15 protein-coding genes are annotated in these 18,905 nt (G+C 64.9%); 6 read left to right on the forward strand and 9 right to left on the reverse strand.

What is annotated here, in order from left to right; all coding sequences use genetic code 11:
* Window positions 1–220 precede the first annotated feature (220 nt).
* Window positions 221–1,261, reverse strand: coding sequence for a gentisate 1,2-dioxygenase (gene gtdA, locus I6F09_RS30645; protein ID WP_225189742.1), 1,041 nt, complete (start codon window positions 1,259–1,261; stop codon window positions 221–223).
* 204 nt (window positions 1,262–1,465) lie between these two features.
* On the opposite strand from gtdA, the gene maiA reads away from it, so the two are divergent.
* Window positions 1,466–2,098 carry a maleylacetoacetate isomerase gene (gene maiA / locus I6F09_RS30650; RefSeq protein WP_225189743.1) on the forward strand — a complete coding sequence of 211 codons (633 nt, stop codon included), beginning with the start codon at window positions 1,466–1,468 and terminating at the stop codon, window positions 2,096–2,098.
* Complete coding sequence (locus I6F09_RS30655) at window positions 2,088–2,600, forward strand: MarR family transcriptional regulator (RefSeq protein ID WP_225189744.1); 513 nt, start codon at window positions 2,088–2,090, stop codon at window positions 2,598–2,600. The genes maiA and I6F09_RS30655 overlap by 11 nt, the downstream gene beginning before the upstream one ends.
* A gap of 153 nt (window positions 2,601–2,753) precedes the next feature.
* Here the strand turns inward: I6F09_RS30655 and I6F09_RS30660 are convergent, their stop codons facing one another.
* From I6F09_RS30660 to I6F09_RS30685, 6 genes are all read right to left on the reverse strand, one after another.
* Entirely contained in the window at window positions 2,754–4,367 is a 1,614-nt protein-coding gene (locus I6F09_RS30660) for a benzoate-CoA ligase family protein (protein WP_225189745.1), read from the reverse strand.
* Window positions 4,364–5,527 (reverse strand): FAD-dependent monooxygenase, encoded by a 1,164-nt coding sequence (locus tag I6F09_RS30665; RefSeq protein ID WP_225189746.1) that lies wholly within the window; start codon window positions 5,525–5,527, stop codon window positions 4,364–4,366. Before I6F09_RS30665 ends, I6F09_RS30660 begins: the two co-directional genes overlap by 4 nt.
* Window positions 5,528–5,713: 186 nt before the next feature.
* Window positions 5,714–5,929, reverse strand: a complete 216-nt coding sequence (locus tag I6F09_RS30670; RefSeq protein WP_036026389.1) for a hypothetical protein — start codon at window positions 5,927–5,929, stop codon at window positions 5,714–5,716.
* Window positions 5,930–6,062: 133 nt separating this feature from the next.
* On the reverse strand, window positions 6,063–6,896 hold the full coding sequence (locus tag I6F09_RS30675; protein ID WP_225189747.1) for a cysteine rich repeat-containing protein: 834 nt from the start codon (window positions 6,894–6,896) through the stop codon (window positions 6,063–6,065).
* A 150-nt stretch (window positions 6,897–7,046) separates the two neighbouring features.
* On the reverse strand, window positions 7,047–8,054 hold the full coding sequence (locus tag I6F09_RS30680; protein WP_225189748.1) for an NADP-dependent oxidoreductase: 1,008 nt from the start codon (window positions 8,052–8,054) through the stop codon (window positions 7,047–7,049).
* Window positions 8,055–8,268: 214 nt separating this feature from the next.
* Window positions 8,269–9,081: a RimK-like protein gene (locus I6F09_RS30685; protein WP_225189749.1), complete on the reverse strand. Its 813-nt coding sequence runs from the start codon at window positions 9,079–9,081 to the stop codon at window positions 8,269–8,271.
* 373 nt (window positions 9,082–9,454) lie between these two features.
* Between I6F09_RS30685 and I6F09_RS30690 the strand changes: the two genes are divergently transcribed.
* The 3 genes from I6F09_RS30690 (at window position 9,455) to I6F09_RS30700 (ending at window position 12,568) form a co-directional block, all read left to right on the forward strand.
* Window positions 9,455–10,228, forward strand: coding sequence for a ferredoxin--NADP reductase (locus tag I6F09_RS30690; protein WP_036014229.1), 774 nt, complete (start codon window positions 9,455–9,457; stop codon window positions 10,226–10,228).
* A 376-nt stretch (window positions 10,229–10,604) separates the two neighbouring features.
* Complete coding sequence (locus I6F09_RS30695; RefSeq protein ID WP_225189782.1) at window positions 10,605–12,230, forward strand: FMN-binding glutamate synthase family protein; 1,626 nt, start codon at window positions 10,605–10,607, stop codon at window positions 12,228–12,230.
* Window positions 12,231–12,328: 98 nt separating this feature from the next.
* Entirely contained in the window at window positions 12,329–12,568 is a 240-nt protein-coding gene (locus I6F09_RS30700) for a PilZ domain-containing protein (protein WP_225157236.1), read from the forward strand.
* A gap of 178 nt (window positions 12,569–12,746) precedes the next feature.
* On the opposite strand, the gene I6F09_RS30705 is transcribed toward I6F09_RS30700, so the two are convergent.
* The gene (locus I6F09_RS30705; RefSeq protein ID WP_225189750.1) at window positions 12,747–14,042 is read right to left on the reverse strand and encodes a hemolysin family protein; all 1,296 of its coding nucleotides are present in this window, start codon (window positions 14,040–14,042) and stop codon (window positions 12,747–12,749) included.
* Window positions 14,043–14,286: 244 nt separating this feature from the next.
* Here I6F09_RS30705 and I6F09_RS30710 point away from each other — a divergent pair, with 244 nt between their 5' ends.
* On the forward strand, window positions 14,287–16,362 hold the full coding sequence (locus I6F09_RS30710; protein ID WP_225189751.1) for a HAMP domain-containing methyl-accepting chemotaxis protein: 2,076 nt from the start codon (window positions 14,287–14,289) through the stop codon (window positions 16,360–16,362).
* 217 nt (window positions 16,363–16,579) lie between these two features.
* Here I6F09_RS30710 and I6F09_RS30715 read toward each other — a convergent pair whose 3' ends face one another.
* Window positions 16,580–18,550 carry a carbohydrate porin gene (locus I6F09_RS30715; protein ID WP_225189752.1) on the reverse strand — a complete coding sequence of 657 codons (1,971 nt, stop codon included), beginning with the start codon at window positions 18,548–18,550 and terminating at the stop codon, window positions 16,580–16,582.
* Window positions 18,551–18,905 lie beyond the last annotated feature (355 nt).

Below are 18,905 nucleotides of genomic sequence, written 5' to 3' on the forward strand. Positions count from 1 at the left end.
CGCCAGGGCGCGGGTCCTACGTCGGTGCTCTAGGCACAGGTGGGCAAGGCGGCTCCCGGCGGATCGGCCCGGCGACCAGCCTACACCAACTGACTGGCCTCCGAACGCCAGAAGGGTACAGGGTGGGCAAAGCGAAGCGTGCCCACCATTCCTTCATGAGTCGCGAAGACGTGGGCACGGCGCAAGGGCGCCTTTGCCCACCCTACGAGACCGGCGACCGTCACGCGTTCCCGCGGTCTTCCCTGAACAGATCCAGCTTCTGCTGCACCGGCCGATCCGAGAAGCTGAACAGCACGGCGTCCTCATCCGCCTCGTGCGTCACCCAATGCCAGCTCGGCACCACGAACAGGTCGCGCGGGCCCCATTCGAACATTGTATCGCCGACGTGGCTCCGACCCTTACCCTCGATCGGGCAGAACACCGTCGCATCGGTCGAACGATAGCGCGCGGTGTTGAAACCCTTCGGCAGCAGCTGGATGAAGGTGCCAATCGTCGGCATCGCGAAATCGCCGGTCTCGGGGTTGCTGAACTTCAGCTTGAGGCCGTGGCAGGCGTCCCATTCCTGGCTCGTCCTGGCCTTCTCCAGCGCCTCGCGGGTGTAGGCATAGGGATAGCTGAAGATCGGCGAAGTCTTCGAGCTCCGCTTCACATCAACGGGCAAGAGGTTGTGGCCGTAGCGGGCAAAGCTGTCGCCCGCGGGCTTGGTGATCTTCTGCTGGTCTTCCTTCGCGCCTTCGGCAAAGGAGCAGTCGAAGAATTGCACCAGTGGAATGTCGAGGCCGTCGAGCCAGAACATCGGCTGATCGGTTTCGTTGGAATGATCGTGCCAGGTCATCGACGGCGTGATGATGAAGTCCCCGGGCTCCATCGCAGTGCGCTCGCCGTCCACCGCGGTGTGGGCGCCCCTGCCTTCGAGCACGAAGCGCAGCGCCGACTGGCTATGCCGGTGCGCAGGCGCGACGTCGCCGGGCACCACCATCTGCACGCCGGCATAGAGCGAGGTCGTAATTTTGGATTGCCCGCGCAGTCCCGGGTTCTCCAGCACCAGCACGCGCCGCTCGGCTTCCTTGGCGGTGATGAGCTTGCCGGCCTCCGTCATGTAGTTGCGGATGATGTCGAACTTCCAGAGGTGCGGCCGGCAGGCGCTTTTCGGCTCCGGCGTGATCAGGTCGCTCATCACCGTCCACAGTGCGGTGAGGTTTTCGCCGTCGATCTTCTTGTAGAACGCCTCGCGTTCCGGCGTCTTGGTCACGGCTTCCATGAATAAGGCCTCCCGTTCATTGTTGATTGACAGTATACTGACAATCTATGTAGCGTCAACTTGACGAACGACACACAAGGTCGTGTCATTCCGGGGCGCGCCGCAAGGCGCGAGCCCGGAATCCATACTCCCGACCGTGGTTATGGATTCCGGGCTCGACGCTGGCGCGTCGCCCCGGAATGACCAAAAGCAGGGAGGGTCTCAATGAAGCTGCACGGCTATTTCCGCTCCAGCGCCGCTTATCGCGTGCGGATCGCGCTGAACCTCAAGGGGCTCGGCGCCAAGCATCTGCCGCATCATTTGCGCAAGGGCGAGCAATGCGCCCCCAGCTATCTCGCCATCAACCCGCAGGGCCTGGTGCCGGCGCTGGAGGACGATGCGGGCGGAGTGCTGACGCAATCGGTCGCCATCATCGAATGGCTCGACGAGACCCATCCCAATCCGCCGCTGTTGCCGAAGGATCCGCTGCGCCGCGCCAAGGTGCGGGCGTTTGCGCTGGCGATCGCCTGCGACACCCATCCGGTGCAGAACCTGAAAGTGCTGGCGCGGCTGCGTGAGCTCGGCCTGCCCGAGGAGAAGGTCCTGGATTGGGCCGCCTGGGTCAACCGCGAGGGCCTGTCGGCCTGCGAGACGCTGATCAAGGACGAGAAGGGCCCATTCTGCTTCGGCAATGCGCCGACGCTGGCCGATCTCTGCCTCGTGCCGCAGCTCGGCAATGCGCGCCGCTTCTGCGTCGACGTCTCCGCCTATCCGCGCCTGCTCCAGGCCGAGGCCGCCGCCAAGGCACTGCCGGCATTTGCCGATGCCGCGCCGGAGAAGCAGCCCGATGCCGAGTAAGCCGCCGCCTCCGATCACGATCGACGCGGTCTATGCCGCGCCGGGCTATCTGTTCCGGCGCATGCAGCAGATCGCCGTCTCGATCTTCATGGAGGAGTGCAAGACCTTCGACCTTACGCCGGTGCAATATGCCGCGCTGATCGCGATCCACACCCATCCCGGCATTGATGCGACCCGGCTCTCGGCGGTGATCGCTTTCGACCGCTCCACGCTCGGCAGCGTGATCGAACGTCTGCAGGCCAAGGCCTATATCGAGCGCAAGCCGGCACCCGAGGACAAGCGGATCAAGCTGCTCTATCTGACCAAGTCGGGCGCTGCGATCCTGCGCGAGATCATCCCCGCCGTCGAGCGCGCTCAGGCCCGGATGCTGGAGCCGCTCAAGCCCGCCGACCGCAAGGCGCTGATGGGCCTGCTGGCGCAGCTGGTCGATCTCAACAACGAAGCCTCCCGCGTGCCGCTGCGCGCGGAGGACGCGCTGGAGCATCTTGGGAAGGCTGGGTGAGGGGCTCCAGTTGTAGAGCGACACTGTCGCCCTCAATCTCGACTGTCATTCCCCGCGCAGGCGGGGAATCCAGTACCCCGCGGCGTCTCGATTCAACCGCTACCGTCTCGGAGTACTGGATCGCCCGGTCAAGCCGGGCGATGACAGCGCGCCTCACATCCGCAGCAACGCCTGCCGATCGATCTTCCCCGTCCCCGTCTTCGGCAACTCGTCGATGAAGATCACCTCGCGCGGATATTTGTACGGCAGCAGCCTGCCCTTGACATAGTCCTGCAGCCTGCGCGTCGCCTCACTCTGGTCGACCGCGCGGTTGTTCATCACCACCACAGCCTTCAGCGTCATGCGACGGTCTGGCAGCTCGGCGGCGAACACCGCGCATTCGCGGATGTCGGGGTGATCGGCGAGGCACAGCTCGACCTCGAGCGGATAGACCCACTGGCCGGAGATCTTGATGAGATCGTCGGCGCGGCCGCGGAAGAAGTGGAAGCCGTCGGCATCCCGGACGAAGCGATCACCGGTGTAGATCCAGCCGCCCTCGCGGATCGTCTCGGCGGACTTGTCCGGCCGGTTCCAGTACAGCGGCGTGTTGGAATCGCCGCGCACCCACAGAATCCCTTCCTCGTTGTCGCCGACGTCGCGGCCGTCCTTGTCGCGCAGCGCGACCTCGTAGCCGGGGACGCGCAGGCCCGCAGCGCCCAGCTTCTTCTGCTCGGGCCGGTTGGAGAGATAGATGTGCAGCACCTCGGTCGAGCCGAGGCCTTCGATGATTTCGAGCCCCGTGAGCGTCTTCCAGCCGTTGAAGACCTCGGCCGAGAGCACCTCGGCCGCGGAGAGCGCCATCCGCAGCGATGAGAAATCCGTCTTGTCCGCGCCTTCCGCTTTGGTCAGCGCGGTGTACAGCGTCGGAAGGCCGAAGAAGATTGTCGGCTTGTACTGCTCGATCGCCGCGAAGATCGCGGCCGGCTTCGGCTGGCCCGGCAGCAGCAGCGTTGCGGCGCCGGCCGAGAACGGGAAGGTGACGGAATTGCCGAAGCCGTAGGCGAAGAAGATTTTCGGCACCGAGAAGCAGATGTCGTCAGGCGTCAGCTTCAGCACGTTCCGCGCAAAGGCGGCTTCGCTATAGGCCATGTCGTGCTGCAGGTGCACGATGCCCTTGGGCCGTCCGGTCGAGCCGGAGGAGTACATCCAGAACGCCATGTGGTCGCGTTGCGTCGGCGCTTCCGCCAGCTCAGCAGAAAATTGCGCGAGCCAGCTCGCCGCCGCGAGCGCCCGCGGCGCCGCGTGCTCGCCGGCCGCGCCGTTGGCGACGATCAGCGTATGCAGCTTGGTCTCCCTGCAGGCCTCGGCATTGAAGCGGGTTACGAATTCTGCATCCGCCACCGCGACGGTCGCGCCGGAATCGGCGAGGTAGAATTGCAAGAGGTCCGGCGGCGTCAACGTGTTGATCAGCAGCGGCACGAAGCCGGCGCGCACGGCGCCGAAGAAGGCGGCGGGGTAGGCCGGCGTGTCGTCGAGAAACAACAGCACGCGATCGCCGCGCGCAAGGCCAAGCGAGGCGAAACCGTTGCCCCAGCGGCAGGCCTCTGCGCAGAGCTCGGCATAGGTCCGCGAGCCCGCCGGACCAATGAGCGCCCGCTTGTCGCCGCGGCCCTTTCCGAGATTGTCGAACAGCACGCGGCTCGCGTTGTAGACTTGCGGAACGGCAAATCCGATTTCGCGCGCCCCCGCGCTGTCCGTGGGCACCTGGTCGCGAATCTCGTTGCTCATGCCGCATCTCCGCCCTTGTCTTCGGCGCCGTCTCCGGCGTTCCTGGCCGCCTCGTAGCGAGCCATGAAGGCCGGCGACATCGCACGCAGCCGGGAATCGTCGATGCGGCCGGAGCGGGTGATGTAGCTGTAGGCGAAGTCCATCAGGGGAAGCTTCATGTGCTCGGCGAAATGTTCGTACCAGAACGCACTGGTGCGCGCCGCGTTGACGAGCTTCTGCACGATGGGCTTGCGCGCGGCCTGATAGCGATGCAGCGCGGTCGCAAGATGCGCATCCGACTCCAGCGCCTTGACGAGGGCGATGGCGTCCTCGATCGCGAGCCGCGTGCCCGAGCCGATCGAGAAATGTGCCGAATGCAGGGCGTCGCCGAGCAGCACCATGTTCTTGAACGACCAGTGCTCGTTCCAGATCCAGGGAAAATTGCGCCAGACCGATTTGTTGGAGACGAGGCAATGGCCGCCGAGCGTGTCGGCGAACACCTCCTCGCAGACGCCCTTGGACTGCTCGACGTCCTTGTAGGCGAACCCATAGGCCTGCCAGGTGGCGTAATCGCATTCGACCAGGAAGGTGCTCATGGTCGGCGAATAGCGGTAGTGATGGGCGTTGAAGGCGCCGCGTTCGGTCTTCACGAAAGTCTGCGACAGCGTGTCGAAGCGCTTCGAGGTGCCGTACCAGACGAACTTGTTGGATGAGTAGGACAGCGAGGTGCCGAAATCGCCCTCATAGGCGCGGCGCACCAGCGAGTTCAGCCCGTCGGCGGCGACGATCAGATCGTGGCCGTTGAGCTGGTCGATCGCCTGGATCTGCGTGTCGAAGCGCGGGGTCACGCCGACATCGAGCGCGCGCTGCTGCAGGAATCTGAGCAGATCCAGTCGCCCGATCGATGAGAAGCCGACGCCGTCGATGGCGACGCTGTCGCCATGCAGGTGCAGCGTGATGTTCTCCCAGCTCTCCATGTGCGGGGCGATCGCATCGACCGTATCGGGGTCGTCAGCGCGCAGGAACTCCAGCGCCTGGTCGGAGAACACGACGCCAAAGCCCCAGGTCGCGTCGGCCGGGTTCTGTTCGAACAGGTCGACCTGATCCTCGGGGTGACGCTTCTTCCAGAGATAGGCGAAGTAGAGCCCACCGGGCCCCCCGCCAATCACGGCGATCCGCAACGTCTGCCTCCCTAATTGACAGTATACTTACTATCTAGGGGTAGACTAATGTGCTCCGGTGTCCTGCGCCAGCGGAATTATTGCCAGCGCGCGGCACGCCAAAGCACGTGTCCGGACACGCTCGTGCGCGTCCGAAACCGTCAGGTGCGAATCATAGCCAAACCTGGGCGGATTGGCCACCGGGGGTCAGACGCAGCGCTTCACATAGACCCCGTTCACAAGAACTCTGGTGCAGCGGACCGCCGGCACCGGCTTGCGGACGACCACGGCTGCGTTCGGGCCGGCGCAGCCGGCGCGAACGACGCCGCGCGCGCATACCACCGCGTTGGCGTCGGTGGTCTCGAAGGTCATGGTGGCGGCGAAAGCCAGAAGCGCAGAAGCAACGAGCAGCAATGAACGCATGTTGTCCTCCCGGGGCTTGTCGTGGTCGTAGCGGCCTTTCAAACAAGGATCGGTTAGTTTACGCCTCAGCACGCGAAAACCTTTTCGTCACGCACCGCAATTCATGCCGCGGACGAATTAAGCTCGCTCGGTCTCATCGCGCCGCGAAAGGCGCGAGCACCTCCTTGCAGGCCGGCGAGAGCAATGCCGCCCGGTTGGAAATGCATTGGATGATCCGGCCGCCGCCGGGCGCCACGCCGGCGCAGAGGGTGCGGATGTCGGCGCCGCAAGCCGACCGCACGATGAACAGCTCTTCGCGCGGCAGCAATGGCCGCAGCACGATGGCGGCCGGTGCCGCGGCAGGCGCCGCCTCTGCGGCCGGTGCAGCAGCGGAAGCAGGCGCGGCCGCTCCGCCACCAAAAGCCGCGTTCACCGCCTTGGCGCAACCGGCCGACACCTTCGCCTTGTTCTTCTCCAGGCATTCGAGCGCGGGCGCGCCGCCGGGCGGCACGCTGGCGCAGACCTTGGGATAATCGCCGCGGCAGGCGCTCTTGATCGCGGAAACCTGCGCGGGGCTCGGCTGCTTTGCTGCTGCTGCCTTCGGCGCCGCTGCCGCTCCCGGCTTGGAAGCTGGCGCGGCAGCCGGCGCCGCTTCCGTTTTGGCCGGTTCAGACTTGGCCGGTTCAGATTTGGCCGGTTCAGATTTGGCGGGCGCTGCTTCGGTCTTCGGCGCGGCGGCCGGTTCGACCGCGCGAACCGCAGCTTGGCAGCCCGACGACAGGCTCGACATGTTCTTGGCGAGGCATTGATACGCCTCCACTCCGCCAGGCGTCACGCTCGAGCAATGCGCCATGAAGTCCGAGCGGCATGCGGACCGGATGGCGCTTTTCTGGGCCTCGGTCTGCGCGAACGCTCCTGTTGCAGTTGCGAAGAGTGCTGTCGCCAGCAACGCCGTGCGCGTCGATGCATGCTTCAACGTTTTGAACATTTGAATGAATTCCTGCCCGATCGGGAACGCCGACCATTCTGAAAAAGATATGCAAGCGCAATCGTCGCGAGGGTCAGCTCGCGAGCGACATCTTTGGCCGCTTCGGCCTCTACCGCAAGTCAATTATGCCGACGCAATTGGGGCGCGCGACTACGTCGTCAGTCTTACCATGCGCTTGCCGCGGTTCTCGCCTGCAAGCAATCCAATCAGCGCTTTCGGCGTGGTCTCAAGTCCATCGAGAATGTCCTCCTGCACCTTGAGCTTGCCGGATTTCACCCAAGCCTGGAGATCGGCGAGCGCGCGCTCGCTGTCCTTCATGTAGTCCATCACGATGAAGCCCTGCATGGTCAGCCGCTTCACCACGACCAGGCCGGGCACGCCGCGCGGGCCATGTGCGGCAGGCGCGCCGTCATATTGCGAGATCGCGCCACAACAGGCGATGCGGCCGTAATTGTTCATCTGCGGCAGGCAGGCTTCGAGGATGTCGCCGCCGACATTGTCGAAATAGACGTCGATGCCTTTCGGGGCCGCTGCGCGCAGCGCCTTGAACACCGCGCCGTCCTTGTAGTCCACGGCGGCATCGAAGCCGAGCTCGGAGGTCAGCCAGTTGCACTTGTCGGCGCCGCCGGCGATGCCGACGACGCGGCATCCCCTGATCTTGGCGATCTGTCCGACGATCGAGCCGACCGAGCCTGCGGCTGCGGAGACCACGACCGTCTCGCCCTCTCTCGGCTTGCCGATCTCAAGCAGGCCGAAATAAGCGGTGAGGCCCGCGATGCCGAACACGCTGAGCAGGTGCGTTATCGGCTCGAGCTTCGGCATCTTGGTCAGATGCTTCGCCGGCACGGCGGCAAATTCCTGCCAGCCGGTGTCGCCGAATACGATATCGCCGGGCGCAAGCCCCGCTGCCTTCGAGTTGACGACCTCGGCGATGGCGCCGCCGGCCATGACACTGTTGGCTTCGACGGCGGAACGATAGGTCGCGCCGTGCATCCAGGCGCGGTTGGCCGCGTCGAGCGAGATGTAGCGTACGCGCAGCAAGGCCTCGCCATCCTTCGGCTCCGGCATCGCGCCCTCGACCATCCTGAAATGTTCGGGACCGAGCTTGCCGCTGGGCTTCTCCACCAGCAGGATCTGGCGATTGATGTTGCCGCTCATGGCGTTTCCCTTTCATTTGCTTGACGATCATTGATGCAGCCGCCGCAAGGAAAGCGTGCAAGCCGCATGCGTCGTGCGCTGCATGAAGGCTAGATCGCCGCTTTCCATTTCACAACGGGAACATCGGGCCAACGTGAACGTGCCGACTACGTTGCAGCCGGCAAAGGCGTTCAACGCGGCCGACGATTTCCGCGGGACGAATAATTGGCAGCGATTATCGCTCGTGGCGAAGCTCGCCAAACACCCGATCGAGCGCCGCGTCATACGCCGCCTGCACCAGCTCCGGGTGCAACTTGCCCAGCGCCTCCATCATCACGCCGGAATTGATCTCGAGCACCTTCCATTCGCCGTTCACGCGAACCACGTCGATCGAAGCAAAGACGATGCCGATGGCGCACGCGGCATCGATCGCGAGCTTTGCGCAGACCGCGCGGACTTCGCCGTCCTCCAGCAACACCGGCTTTGCGCCGGCATCGAGATTGTGCCGCCAATCCGAGCCGCGCTGCTTGCTGTAGACGACGAGCGGCATGTCATCGAGCAGGACCACGCGGACCTCCTCCTCGATCGCGACAAAGGGCGAGATCACGAGCCCGGTACTCATCGAAAAGACCTCGTCGGCCGCCCGGTCGAGCTCCGCCTCCGTCGTCACCTTGAACACCGATCGCCCTGATGTCCCCTCGTTCGGCTTCACCACCACGCCCTGCGGGTTTTGGGCAAGCTGCGCCAGCATTCCCTCGCGCCAATCGGCGCCGGCGACATGCACGCCCAGCTTCGGGTTGAGGAACAGCCGATGCGGAACGCAGGGCACCTCCGCCAGCGTCAGCGCCTCGGCGGTGGCCGATTTGTCATTGGCGAGGCGATGGGCGATGGCGTTGTTGAGGCCGATGTCGTAGCCGAAGGCGAAACGGCGCCGCGGCCCCCGGCGCATTGCGATCAGCCAGCCGTCGGAGCGGACATCGACCGCGATGCCCCTCTCCGCGCAATACCGCCTGATCGCCTGAACGAAGATCCGCTCGCCGCTTGCCATGGTGTTTCGTCATTCCTGTCGCCAAAAGCCGCAAAAATGCGGGCATCGGCGCCAAACCGGCTGAAAATCAGAGCTATTCTTAATGAAATTCTTGCGAGCGCGCCGGAAATTAAGTGCTGCAATGAAGGCCGGGAGGGAAAAGATATTATCCTCCACGCGCGCCAGGCAGCAGATTCCTTAATGATGTGACCAGTTCTGCCGCAAATGCCGGTTTGACCGGCATCAATTGCATCCGAAACGAGGTTGATTATTGGTCTCAATGGCGTAGATCACACACGCGAAATCCTCCGCCATGGCAAATGGTGACCGCCCGATTTCAGGGCCGGGCAACGCTTTTGCCCTAAAACCGCAGTTATTCGGAATATCGAAAATCATGAGCGCGTTTTACCGAGAGAAGGTTCTTTCCGTCCACCACTGGACCGACACGCTGTTCAGCTTCCGCGCCACCCGCGACACCGGCTTCCGGTTCCAGAACGGCCAGTTCGCCATGATCGGCCTCGAGGTCGATGGCCGGCCGCTGCTGCGGGCCTACAGCATGGCCAGCGCCAACCACGAGGAAGAGCTCGAGTTCTTCTCGATCAAGGTGCAGGACGGTCCGTTGACCTCGCGCCTGCAGAAGATCAAGGAAGGCGACACCATCCTGGTCGGCCGCAAGGCGACCGGCACGTTGATCACCGACAACCTGCTTCCCGGCAAGCGGCTGATGCTGCTCTCGACCGGCACCGGCCTTGCGCCCTTCGCCAGCCTGATCAAGGACCCCGAGGTCTACGACCAGTTCGAGTCCATCGTGCTGGTGCATGGCTGCCGTCAGGTCTCCGAGCTCGCCTATGGCGAGAAGCTGGTCGCGACCCTGCGCGAGGATGAGCTGTTCGGCGAGCTGCTCGCGGATAAGCTCGTCTATTATCCGACCGTGACCCGCGAGCCGTTCCGGAATCGCGGCCGCATCACCGACCTCATCAGCTCCGAGCAGATCTTCAACGACATCGGGCAGGGCCCGCTCGACATCGCAACCGACCGCATCATGATGTGCGGCAGCCCGGCGATGCTGGAAGAGCTGAAGCAGATGTTCGAGAGCCGCGACTTCGTCGAAGGAAGCGGCAACAAGCCCGGCCATTTCGTGATCGAGAAGGCCTTCGTCGAGCGCTAAGCACCACGCTCTCGTGTCCCGGACGCAGCGCCCCTTCGCCGGTGCGCTGCAGAGCCGGGGTCCATCTCGCCGCATCGTATGCTGTTGCATTCTGGGTCCCGGGTCTGAGCTTGCGCTTGCCCGGGACACTGCATGGCTTGCGCCGCCTCCAGCCTGACCCCATCCGACCCCTCTGCTGCACCGCAAAATCCGTCCATCCGGCTGATTGATTTGTCTCGGCCGAATTCGCTAGCCTGAAACAAGGGCGGCGTCATATCCGTATGACAGGCGCGGGCGTATCGTGACGCCTTCTGCTGGCGAGAGGATCGGAATCGTGGCCGACGACAACAACACGCATGCATCCCCGAAACGCCTGCCGCTGGCGGAGGAGGGGATCATGGAAACCCTGCTGCTGCCCTTCTCGCCGCGCTTCATCGTGCTGACGATCTGCGCGGTGGTCACCGCGCTCCTGATCGGCATCGGCATCTCCGACGGCAAGATCTTCGACATCCTGCTGATTCCGATCCTGATCTTCGGCGCTCTGACCCTGCTCGGCGTCCGCGATCTCCTGCAGAAGAGCCACGCGGTGCTGCGCAACTACCCGATTTCGGCGCATATCCGCTTCCTGCTCGAAGAGATCCGCCCCGAGATGCGGCAATATTTCTTCGAGAGCGAGAAGGACGGCATGCCGTTCTCGCGCGACACCCGCGCGGTGGTCTATCAGCGCGCCAAGATGGAGCTCGACAAGCGTCCTTTCGGCACCCAGGAGGACGTCTATCGCGAGGGCTATGAGTGGATGCATCACTCGGTCTCGCCGAAGGCGCATGCGACGGAGAAATTCCGCGTCGTGATCGGCGGGCCGGACTGCGCAAAGCCCTATTCGGCCTCGGTGTTCAACATCTCGGCGATGAGTTTTGGCGCGCTCAGCCCCAACGCCGTGCGCGCGCTGAATGCCGGCGCCAAAAAGGGTGGTTTCGCCCATGACACCGGCGAGGGCGGCGTCAGCCCCTATCACCGCGAGATGGGCGGCGACATCATCTGGGAGATCGGCTCGGGCTATTTCGGCTGCCGTCATCTCGACGGCAGCTTCGATCCCGAAGCGTTCGCGCGCGTCGCCGGCGACCACCAGATCAAGATGGTCGAGCTCAAGGTCAGCCAGGGTGCCAAGCCCGGCCATGGCGGCGTGCTGCCGGCGGCCAAGGTCTCCGAGGAGATCTCCAAGATCCGCGGCGTCGCCATGGGCGAGGACTGCATCTCGCCGGCCTCGCACCGCGCCTTCTCGACGCCCGTGGGCATGATGCAGTTCATCGCCGAGATGCGCCGCCTTTCGGGCGGCAAGCCGGCCGGCTTCAAGCTCTGCATCGGCCATCCCTGGGAGTTCCTGGCGATCTGCAAGGCGATGCTTCAGACCGGAATCTATCCTGATTTCATCGTCGTCGACGGCAATGAGGGCGGCACCGGTGCCGCGCCGCTCGAGTTCATGGATCATCTGGGGATGCCGATGCGCGAGGGCGTCAATTTCGTCCACAACGCGCTGGTCGGTATCAATGCGCGCGACCGCATCAAGATCGGCGCCTCCGGCAAGATCGCGACCGCCTTCGACATGGCGCGCGCCATGGCGATCGGCGCCGATTGGTGCAATTCGGCGCGCGGCTTCATGTTCTCGCTCGGCTGCATCCAGTCGTTGAGCTGCCACACCGACCGCTGCCCGACCGGCGTGGCGACGCAGGACCCGACGCGGGCGCGCGCGCTCTACGTGCCGCTCAAGATCGACCGCGTGCACAATTATCACCACGCCACGCTGCACTCGCTGACCGAGCTGATCGCCGCGGCCGGGCTCGAACATCCGCAGCAGCTGCGGCCGATCCATTTCAGCCAACGGACGTCGACGACCCAGGTGAAGTCGTTCGCGCAGCTCTATCCGGCGCTGCGTCCGGGGGAGCTGCTCGAAGGCACGGAAGACCCGCGCTTCCGCGACGCCTGGCAGATGGCGCGCGCCGAGACGTTCCAGCCGGCGTTGTAAGATGCGGGCTGCGGCTGCCGTAGGCCAGGGACCTCAAATTGCCGAGAGCGGAGGGTAGGGTTTAACGGCTGGTTCAACTTTGGGTGTAGATTCGCCCCATGGACGAGCGACGCGACAAGGCCCGACATCGCGTGCTGAAGGCCGGAACGATCGAGTTCGGCGGCGGCGCGATCGACTGCACCGTCCGCAATCTCTCCGATACCGGCGCCGCACTCGACGTCACCAGCCCCATCGGCATTCCCGATCATTTCACCCTGTTCGTCCAGGCCGACGGCACGCATCGGACCTGCACGGTGGTCTGGCGCAAGGAAAAGCGGATCGGGGTGAGGTTCGGGTGATGATGTTTCCCTCTCCCCTTGTGGGAGAGGGTGGCTCGCCGCGTAGCGGCGAGACGGGTGAGGGGTTCTATCCGCGAATCCAATTTTCGATTGAATGTGCGGAGACAACCCCTCGTCCGGCGCTTCGCGCCACCTTCTCCCACAAGGGGAGAAGGAAAAGTGGGTGCGCCGTCACCTGCTACCCCGTCTCGACCTCAGTCAATCGGCTCGCCAATATCTTGTCGATCCTTCGCCCGTCGAGATCGACCACCTCGATGTGCCAGCCGCCGAAATCGAAGGCATCGCCGACATTGGGCAGCATGTTGAATTGTTGCAGCACGAGGCCTGCGACCGTGTTGTAGCGATGCGGCGGCAGCTCGATGCCGAGCAGTTCGCCGAACTCGTCGACCGGCATCCAGCCGGAGACCAGCAGCGAATCGTCGTCGCGCCTGATGAAGGCCGGCTCGGGCGGCCCCTCCTCGGAATGAAAGGCGCCGACGATCGAGTAGAGGATATCGGCGGCGGTCACCATGCCCTCGAAGGCGCCGTATTCGTCATAGACGAGCCCGACGTGAACCGGGGCCGCTTTCAGGATGGTCAGCACGTCGCGCGCATCTGCCGACACCGGGATGCCGGGCGCCTCGCGCACGAGCGCGCGCAAGTCCGGGCTGCGTTCGTTCATATAGGCGATCAGCAAATCCTTGGCCTGCAGCACGCCGATCGGCTTGTCGCGGTCGCCGTCAGAGACGGGAAAGCGCGAATGCGGGCTCTTGGCGATGATCTCCCGGATGGCGGCGCGATCGTCGTTCAAATCGATCTCGTCGACCTCGGTGCGCGGCGTCATGACCGCGCCGACCGGCCGGTCGCCCAGCCGCATCACGCCGGCGATCATCTCCTTCTCGCCCGGCTCGAGCACGCCTGCGCTCTCGGCCTCGCTGACGAGGTGATGGATCTCGTCCTCGGAGACTTTCTCCTCGGCCTTGCCGCCGCGGCCGAGCAGGGTGAGGATCAGCTTGCCGGAGACGTCGAGTAGAAAGACGAGCGGCAGCGATATTTTCGCGAGCGCGTGCATCGCCGGCGCGACCCGCACCGCGATGCTCTCGGGGTCGCGCAGCGCCACCTGCTTCGGCACCAGCTCGCCGACGATCAGGGTGCCGTAGGTGATGAGCGTGACCACGATGCCGACGCCGACGATGTCGGCAATGCCTGGGGACAGGCCGAGCTCGAGCAGCCATTGCGTCAGCCGCTGCCCGAGCGTCGCGCCCGAGAACGCGCCGGAGAGCACACCGACCAGCGTGATGCCGATCTGCACCGTCGAGAGGAACTTGCCGGGATCGGCCGCCAGCGTCAGCGCCCGCTCGGCGCCGCGCACGCCCTTGGCCGCGAGCAGCGACAGCCGCGCTGGGCGCGATGACACCACGGCCAGCTCCGACATGGAGAGCAGGCCGTTGATGACGATCAGGACGACGACGATGGCGAGTTCGAGCGAAAGCATTGACGTTCCGGAGGTAAGCAAGTGTGGCCGGGATGCCGGCAAGCCACTGATATAGGTATTCAGTGCGGAAGTGCTGGCGATTCTGCTTATTCATGCCGAAAGGGAACCCGTGCGCGACGGCGTTCCCAAGGGCGTCCGCGACGACTTGACACCCCGCCGAACTACGGATCGTTGCTTAACGAGCCCTTAGTGGCCCGCCGGCTAGGTTTTCGACATTGCAGAAGTAAAGTCGGGGAACCTGAGGATGCGGATCGGGAAGCTTTTTGCGCTGTCGATGCTGACGGTGACGGTATTTGCAGTCATTCTCGGCGCCGAGGTGCTGATACCGCAGGCCCGCATCTTCACGAACCGCTCCGACGCGATCAAGACGGTCGATGCCTTTGGCGCGACGCTGATGGCCAGCCAGCACGTCGCCAGCCTTCGCGCTCCCTATATCGGACCGATCTTCCAGGAGGGCGCCGCAACGCAGGCGCAGCTCGAAGCTGCGACGAAGGCCACGAAAACGGCCGAGGCGGGCTTCGAGGCCGCAACGCGCGCCGTCATGGTGCTGGATGACGGCGGCGCGATTGCCGAGAATCTCGACCGTGCCGCGCGGCGGCTGAAAGACATCACCGCCGCGGCCGATCGTGCGATGAGCGTTCCCCTCGCGACGCGCGACAGCGCCGTGACAAAGGGCTTCCTGCCCGGTGTTGCCGAGGTCCTCGCCAATCTCGAGCCTGTCATGAACAAGCTCGAGGCCAAGGTGATCAACGCCGATTCCTCGCTTGCGGCGCTGTTGAACCTGGCGCGGACGGCGCAGGACCTGCGTGTTTCGGCCGGCAGCCGCGCGGCCACGCTGTCGCCTGCGCTCTCCGCGCGCCGTCCGCTCACCGCGGCCGAATTGTCGCTGATGGACCGCATGCAGGGACGCGTGGAGGTCGATCGCGAGCGCATCGAGGCCGGTCTCGAGCAACTCGGAAATCCCGTCCGCATCGCCACCGCGCTGAAGGCTGCGACGGAATCATATTTCGGAAAAGCTGCAGTTGCTGTGGACAAGGAGCTTCCTGCGGCCCGGAGTGACGGCAAATATGCTGCCACCGCCGACGAACTGGCGAAGGTCATCGTGCCGGTCATCCAGATGTTCTACGGCGTGCGCGACGCCGCGCTGGCGGAAGCCGCCGAGCGTGCCTCGGCCGCGCGCGACGGCGCGCTGGCGATGCTCGCACTGGCCGGTGTCGCCGTGCTGGCCCTGCTCGGCACGCTCGGTGGCGTAACCATCATGCTGCGCAGGCGCGTGGTGACGCCGCTCGGCCGGATCGCCGACGTGATCGGAGCGCTCGCCGCCGGGCAGCACGAGGTCGAGATTCCGGCGACGGGCCGCAGCGACGAGATCGGCCAGGTCGCAGGCTCGCTCCAGCATTTCAAGGATTCGCTGCTCGCCAAGAAGTCCGCCGACGAGGCGGCCGCGATCGAAGCGGAAGCGAAGCTGAAGCGCAGCCAGCGCATGGATCAGATCGCGCGCGAGTTCGAAGCCATGATCGGCGACGTCATCAACACCGTCTCGTCGGCATCCTCGGAGCTGGAAGCCTCCGCGGGAACGCTGACGAGCACGGCCGAGCAATCGGAAAAGGTCACCGCGACCGTTGCCGCCGCATCCGAGCAGGCCTCCACCAACGTGCAGACCGTTGCCGCCGCGGCCGAGGAGATGGCCTCGTCGGTCGACGAGATCAGCCGTCAGGTTCAGGATTCCGCGCGCATCGCCGGCGAGGCCGTGCAGCAGGCCGGGCGGACCAACGAGCATGTCGGCGAGCTCGCCAGGGCTGCGGGGCGGATCGGCGACGTCGTCGAGCTCATCAGTCAGATCGCCGGCCAGACCAACCTTCTGGCGCTCAACGCCACCATCGAGGCGGCGCGCGCCGGCGAGGCCGGTCGCGGCTTCGCGGTCGTCGCGTCCGAGGTCAAGGCGCTGGCCGAGCAGACCGCCAAGGCCACCGGCGAGATCAGCCAGCAGATCTCGGGCATCCAGACGGCGACGGAGGACTCCGTCGGCGCCATCAAGTCGATCGGCGACACCATCTCCCGCATGTCCGAGATCGCGTCCGCCATCGCCGCGGCGGTCGAGGAGCAGGGCGCAGCGACGCGCGAGATCTCACGCAATGTGCAGCAGGCCGCGCGCGGCACCCAGCAGGTCTCCGCCAGCATCGTCGACGTGCAGCGCGGTGCCAACCAGACCGGATCGGCCTCCTCCAACGTGCTCGCATCGGCAAGGTCGCTGTCCGGCGAGAGCAGCCGTCTCAAGGTCGAGGTCGGAAAATTCCTGGATGCGATCCGCGCGGCGTGACGAGCGTCTCTCGCCGCTTGGTGAGGCAATCGCATTGAAGAGCGACGTGCCCGCGGTCCATCCTTCGAGACGCCCGCCTCTGGCGGGCTCCTCAGGATGAGGACGGACTATGCGGCAGCTATTTCCACGGGCGCCGGTGTTGCTTAGCCTCATCCTGAGGAGACCGCGACGCGGTCGTCTCGAAGGACGCGTCGCGCGCACCGAAGTCGCGTCGAGCTCAGAACTCCCCGTGCAGCCGCCCCGAAAACACCGACACCGGTCCGCGGTCGGCATTGTAGGCGGGGTTGACGATGAGCTGGTAGTCGGCGGTGAGGGTGATGTTCTTGTTCACCGCATAGGCGTAATAGGTTTCAAAGATACGTTCCTTGCGGTAGTTCAGCGCGCCGTCGCCGACCAGCACACCGAGGCCGCCGGCGGCGAGGAATTCGCGATAATCCTGCGAGATCGCATTGATCGCGCCGCCGACGCCGATCACGTCGTCGGGTCGGCCCCAAGTCGTGCCTTTGATCGAAACGCCGCCGGACAGGCTGCGATGAATGTCGGTGAAGGCCAGCGTTTCTGTCTTGCCGTCGTTCCAGCTCCAGCGGCCGAACAGGCCGACATCGTCGGTGATCGCCTGCTCGAGGTTGAGCACGTAGCCGTACTTCAGGCGGCCGCGCCGGGTCTGCGCGATGTCGAGATTGAGCGCGGGATTGTCCAGCGTCTCGCGGAAGCTGCCCATGTTGGCGCTATCGAGCCAGCCGATGGTCCTGAGCTTGCCCGGCCGGCCGAACAGCGAGAAGCGCGTCTCGAGCTCGAGCAAATATTGACCGCGCTCCCCGACCCTGGTGTCGAAGTGATTGGCGTTGGACTCGGAGACCATCAGGAAATAGCCGCCGCGTAGCGCCCATTGCTTCTGGTTGAGCTCGGCGGTGACGCCGTAGGTGAGACCGACCTTGTCGGCGGAATAGTCGAAGGCGCCGGGCGCCCAGATCGACCAGTTCATGAAATCCCGGCGCGTATCCTTGGCGTAGGCATTGCCGTCGAACACGTCGATCACCGGAAACTTGCCGGCCTGAATCGTGAGGCGTGACACGTCGACCTTCTGCCCCAGCTGCAGCTGACCGCTCGCGAGCTCTTCCTGCTCGCCGCCGAAGCCGAAGGTCTGGCGCACGAACAGGCGCGAGGTGTTGTAGTGCGGATAGGGGAAGTTCGACTTCTGCGCTTCGCCGTTCGGGAAGCCGGCCGCACCGACCGTGTCGTTCAGCCCAAATCCCTGCAGCAGCTCGGGATTGTAATAGACCTCGCCGCCGTCCCACAGCCGCGCGTTCAGGAACAGGCTGTTGCTCCAGGTCGCTTTGGCCTGCCGCGACGGCGACAGCGAGTTCGGCCCGGTATAGAGCGCGGGAAAGGATGGATAGCCTTGCGGAAGATAAGTGGTCTGGCCGTGAATCTCCCAGCGGTCCGATTCGGTGTCGATCAGTGAGCTCTTCGGATCATAGCTAGGCAGGCCCGGCCAATCGACCTTGCGGTTGAGGCCGAGCCTGACCTGCTGGAAGTCGAGCGACGAGGACGTGTATTGCGCGCCCGTGGAGAAGGCGACGTTGGCGCCGTCGAAGCGGCTGTAGAGATATTCGAGCCGCGCGCTCCAATGCGGCGCGAAGGCGTATTCGAGGCCGGCGCCTGCGACCCAGCCGGGCCGCGTGTTCAGGATCTTCGGGATTTCGGCGCCGGAGGCCGGCGCGTCGAAATAGCGCTCGCCCATCCAGGCGAAGCCGCCGGTGGCATAGATGAGCCAGGGACCGCTGGTGTAGCCGACGCGGCCGCGCACGCTCGCGGCGTAGTCCCATTGCTGGGTGACGGTGTTGGCGGGCGTTGCCAGGAACGAGACGATCGAGTTCGAGGTGATGTAGTTGGGAAACGTAAAATCGCCTTCGACGCCGACCAGCCAGCCGGAGTTGAGGCGGTAATTGTAGCCCGCCTGCACGCCGCCGATCATGCCGCTGAAGACGCCGCTGTCGCCGAGTGCGGTGCCGTCGTTCAGCGCGAAGCGCGACGAGCCGCGGCTGTAGCCGGCATGCGCGCCGATATAGAGACCGGTCCAGTCATAGACCGCTCTCAAGGCCGGCTCCTTCAGCGGCAGATCGGCCGCGCGGCCGGCGGTCGGAAAAGCCAGCACGCCCGTGGCAATCGCCGCGGCCGTTCGCAAGCACCGGTGTCTGTGACCTCTCAACGCCAAACGCACGCCCCCAAACGCGAATGTGTCCCACCCGCCGCGATATCCCTGCCGGGTCGCGGCGATTCTGTCACCAGGCCTCCGCGTTCGAGGCGACCGGCCGGGATGGTCTCGATTCGCCTCGACTTCGTCCCAAGCTCCTGAATCTGCGACAAGCCTTATTGCGAATAATTCGCAATAGCAACTGATCCCCATCGCCATAGAGGAGAGTTCGCACCACTATGTGACGCGGCTGCAACATCGCCCCTCTGCTCAGCAACCTGAACAGCCCGAGCGGAGCCCGGCCGCTTGCGGGAGGACCTGTCAGGGATGGGTGGGCCATGGGGGG

Source organism: Bradyrhizobium sp. IC3195 (assembly GCF_020193585.1).
In the GTDB taxonomy this organism is placed as follows: domain Bacteria; phylum Pseudomonadota; class Alphaproteobacteria; order Rhizobiales; family Xanthobacteraceae; genus Bradyrhizobium; species Bradyrhizobium yuanmingense.

Coding starts and splice junctions, on each gene's coding strand:
- gtdA (WP_225189742.1), bottom strand. CDS start 1,261: ATGGAAGCCGTGACCAAGACGCCGGAACGCGAGGCGTTCTACAAGAAG.
- maiA (WP_225189743.1), top strand. CDS start 1,466: ATGAAGCTGCACGGCTATTTCCGCTCCAGCGCCGCTTATCGCGTGCGG.
- I6F09_RS30655 (WP_225189744.1), top strand. CDS start 2,088: ATGCCGAGTAAGCCGCCGCCTCCGATCACGATCGACGCGGTCTATGCC.
- I6F09_RS30660 (WP_225189745.1), bottom strand. CDS start 4,367: ATGAGCAACGAGATTCGCGACCAGGTGCCCACGGACAGCGCGGGGGCG.
- I6F09_RS30670 (WP_036026389.1), bottom strand. CDS start 5,929: ATGCGTTCATTGCTGCTCGTTGCTTCTGCGCTTCTGGCTTTCGCCGCC.
- I6F09_RS30675 (WP_225189747.1), bottom strand. CDS start 6,896: ATGTTCAAAACGTTGAAGCATGCATCGACGCGCACGGCGTTGCTGGCG.
- I6F09_RS30680 (WP_225189748.1), bottom strand. CDS start 8,054: ATGAGCGGCAACATCAATCGCCAGATCCTGCTGGTGGAGAAGCCCAGC.
- I6F09_RS30685 (WP_225189749.1), bottom strand. CDS start 9,081: ATGGCAAGCGGCGAGCGGATCTTCGTTCAGGCGATCAGGCGGTATTGC.
- I6F09_RS30690 (WP_036014229.1), top strand. CDS start 9,455: ATGAGCGCGTTTTACCGAGAGAAGGTTCTTTCCGTCCACCACTGGACC.
- I6F09_RS30695 (WP_225189782.1), top strand. CDS start 10,605: ATGGAAACCCTGCTGCTGCCCTTCTCGCCGCGCTTCATCGTGCTGACG.
- I6F09_RS30700 (WP_225157236.1), top strand. CDS start 12,329: ATGGACGAGCGACGCGACAAGGCCCGACATCGCGTGCTGAAGGCCGGA.
- I6F09_RS30705 (WP_225189750.1), bottom strand. CDS start 14,042: ATGCTTTCGCTCGAACTCGCCATCGTCGTCGTCCTGATCGTCATCAAC.
- I6F09_RS30710 (WP_225189751.1), top strand. CDS start 14,287: ATGCGGATCGGGAAGCTTTTTGCGCTGTCGATGCTGACGGTGACGGTA.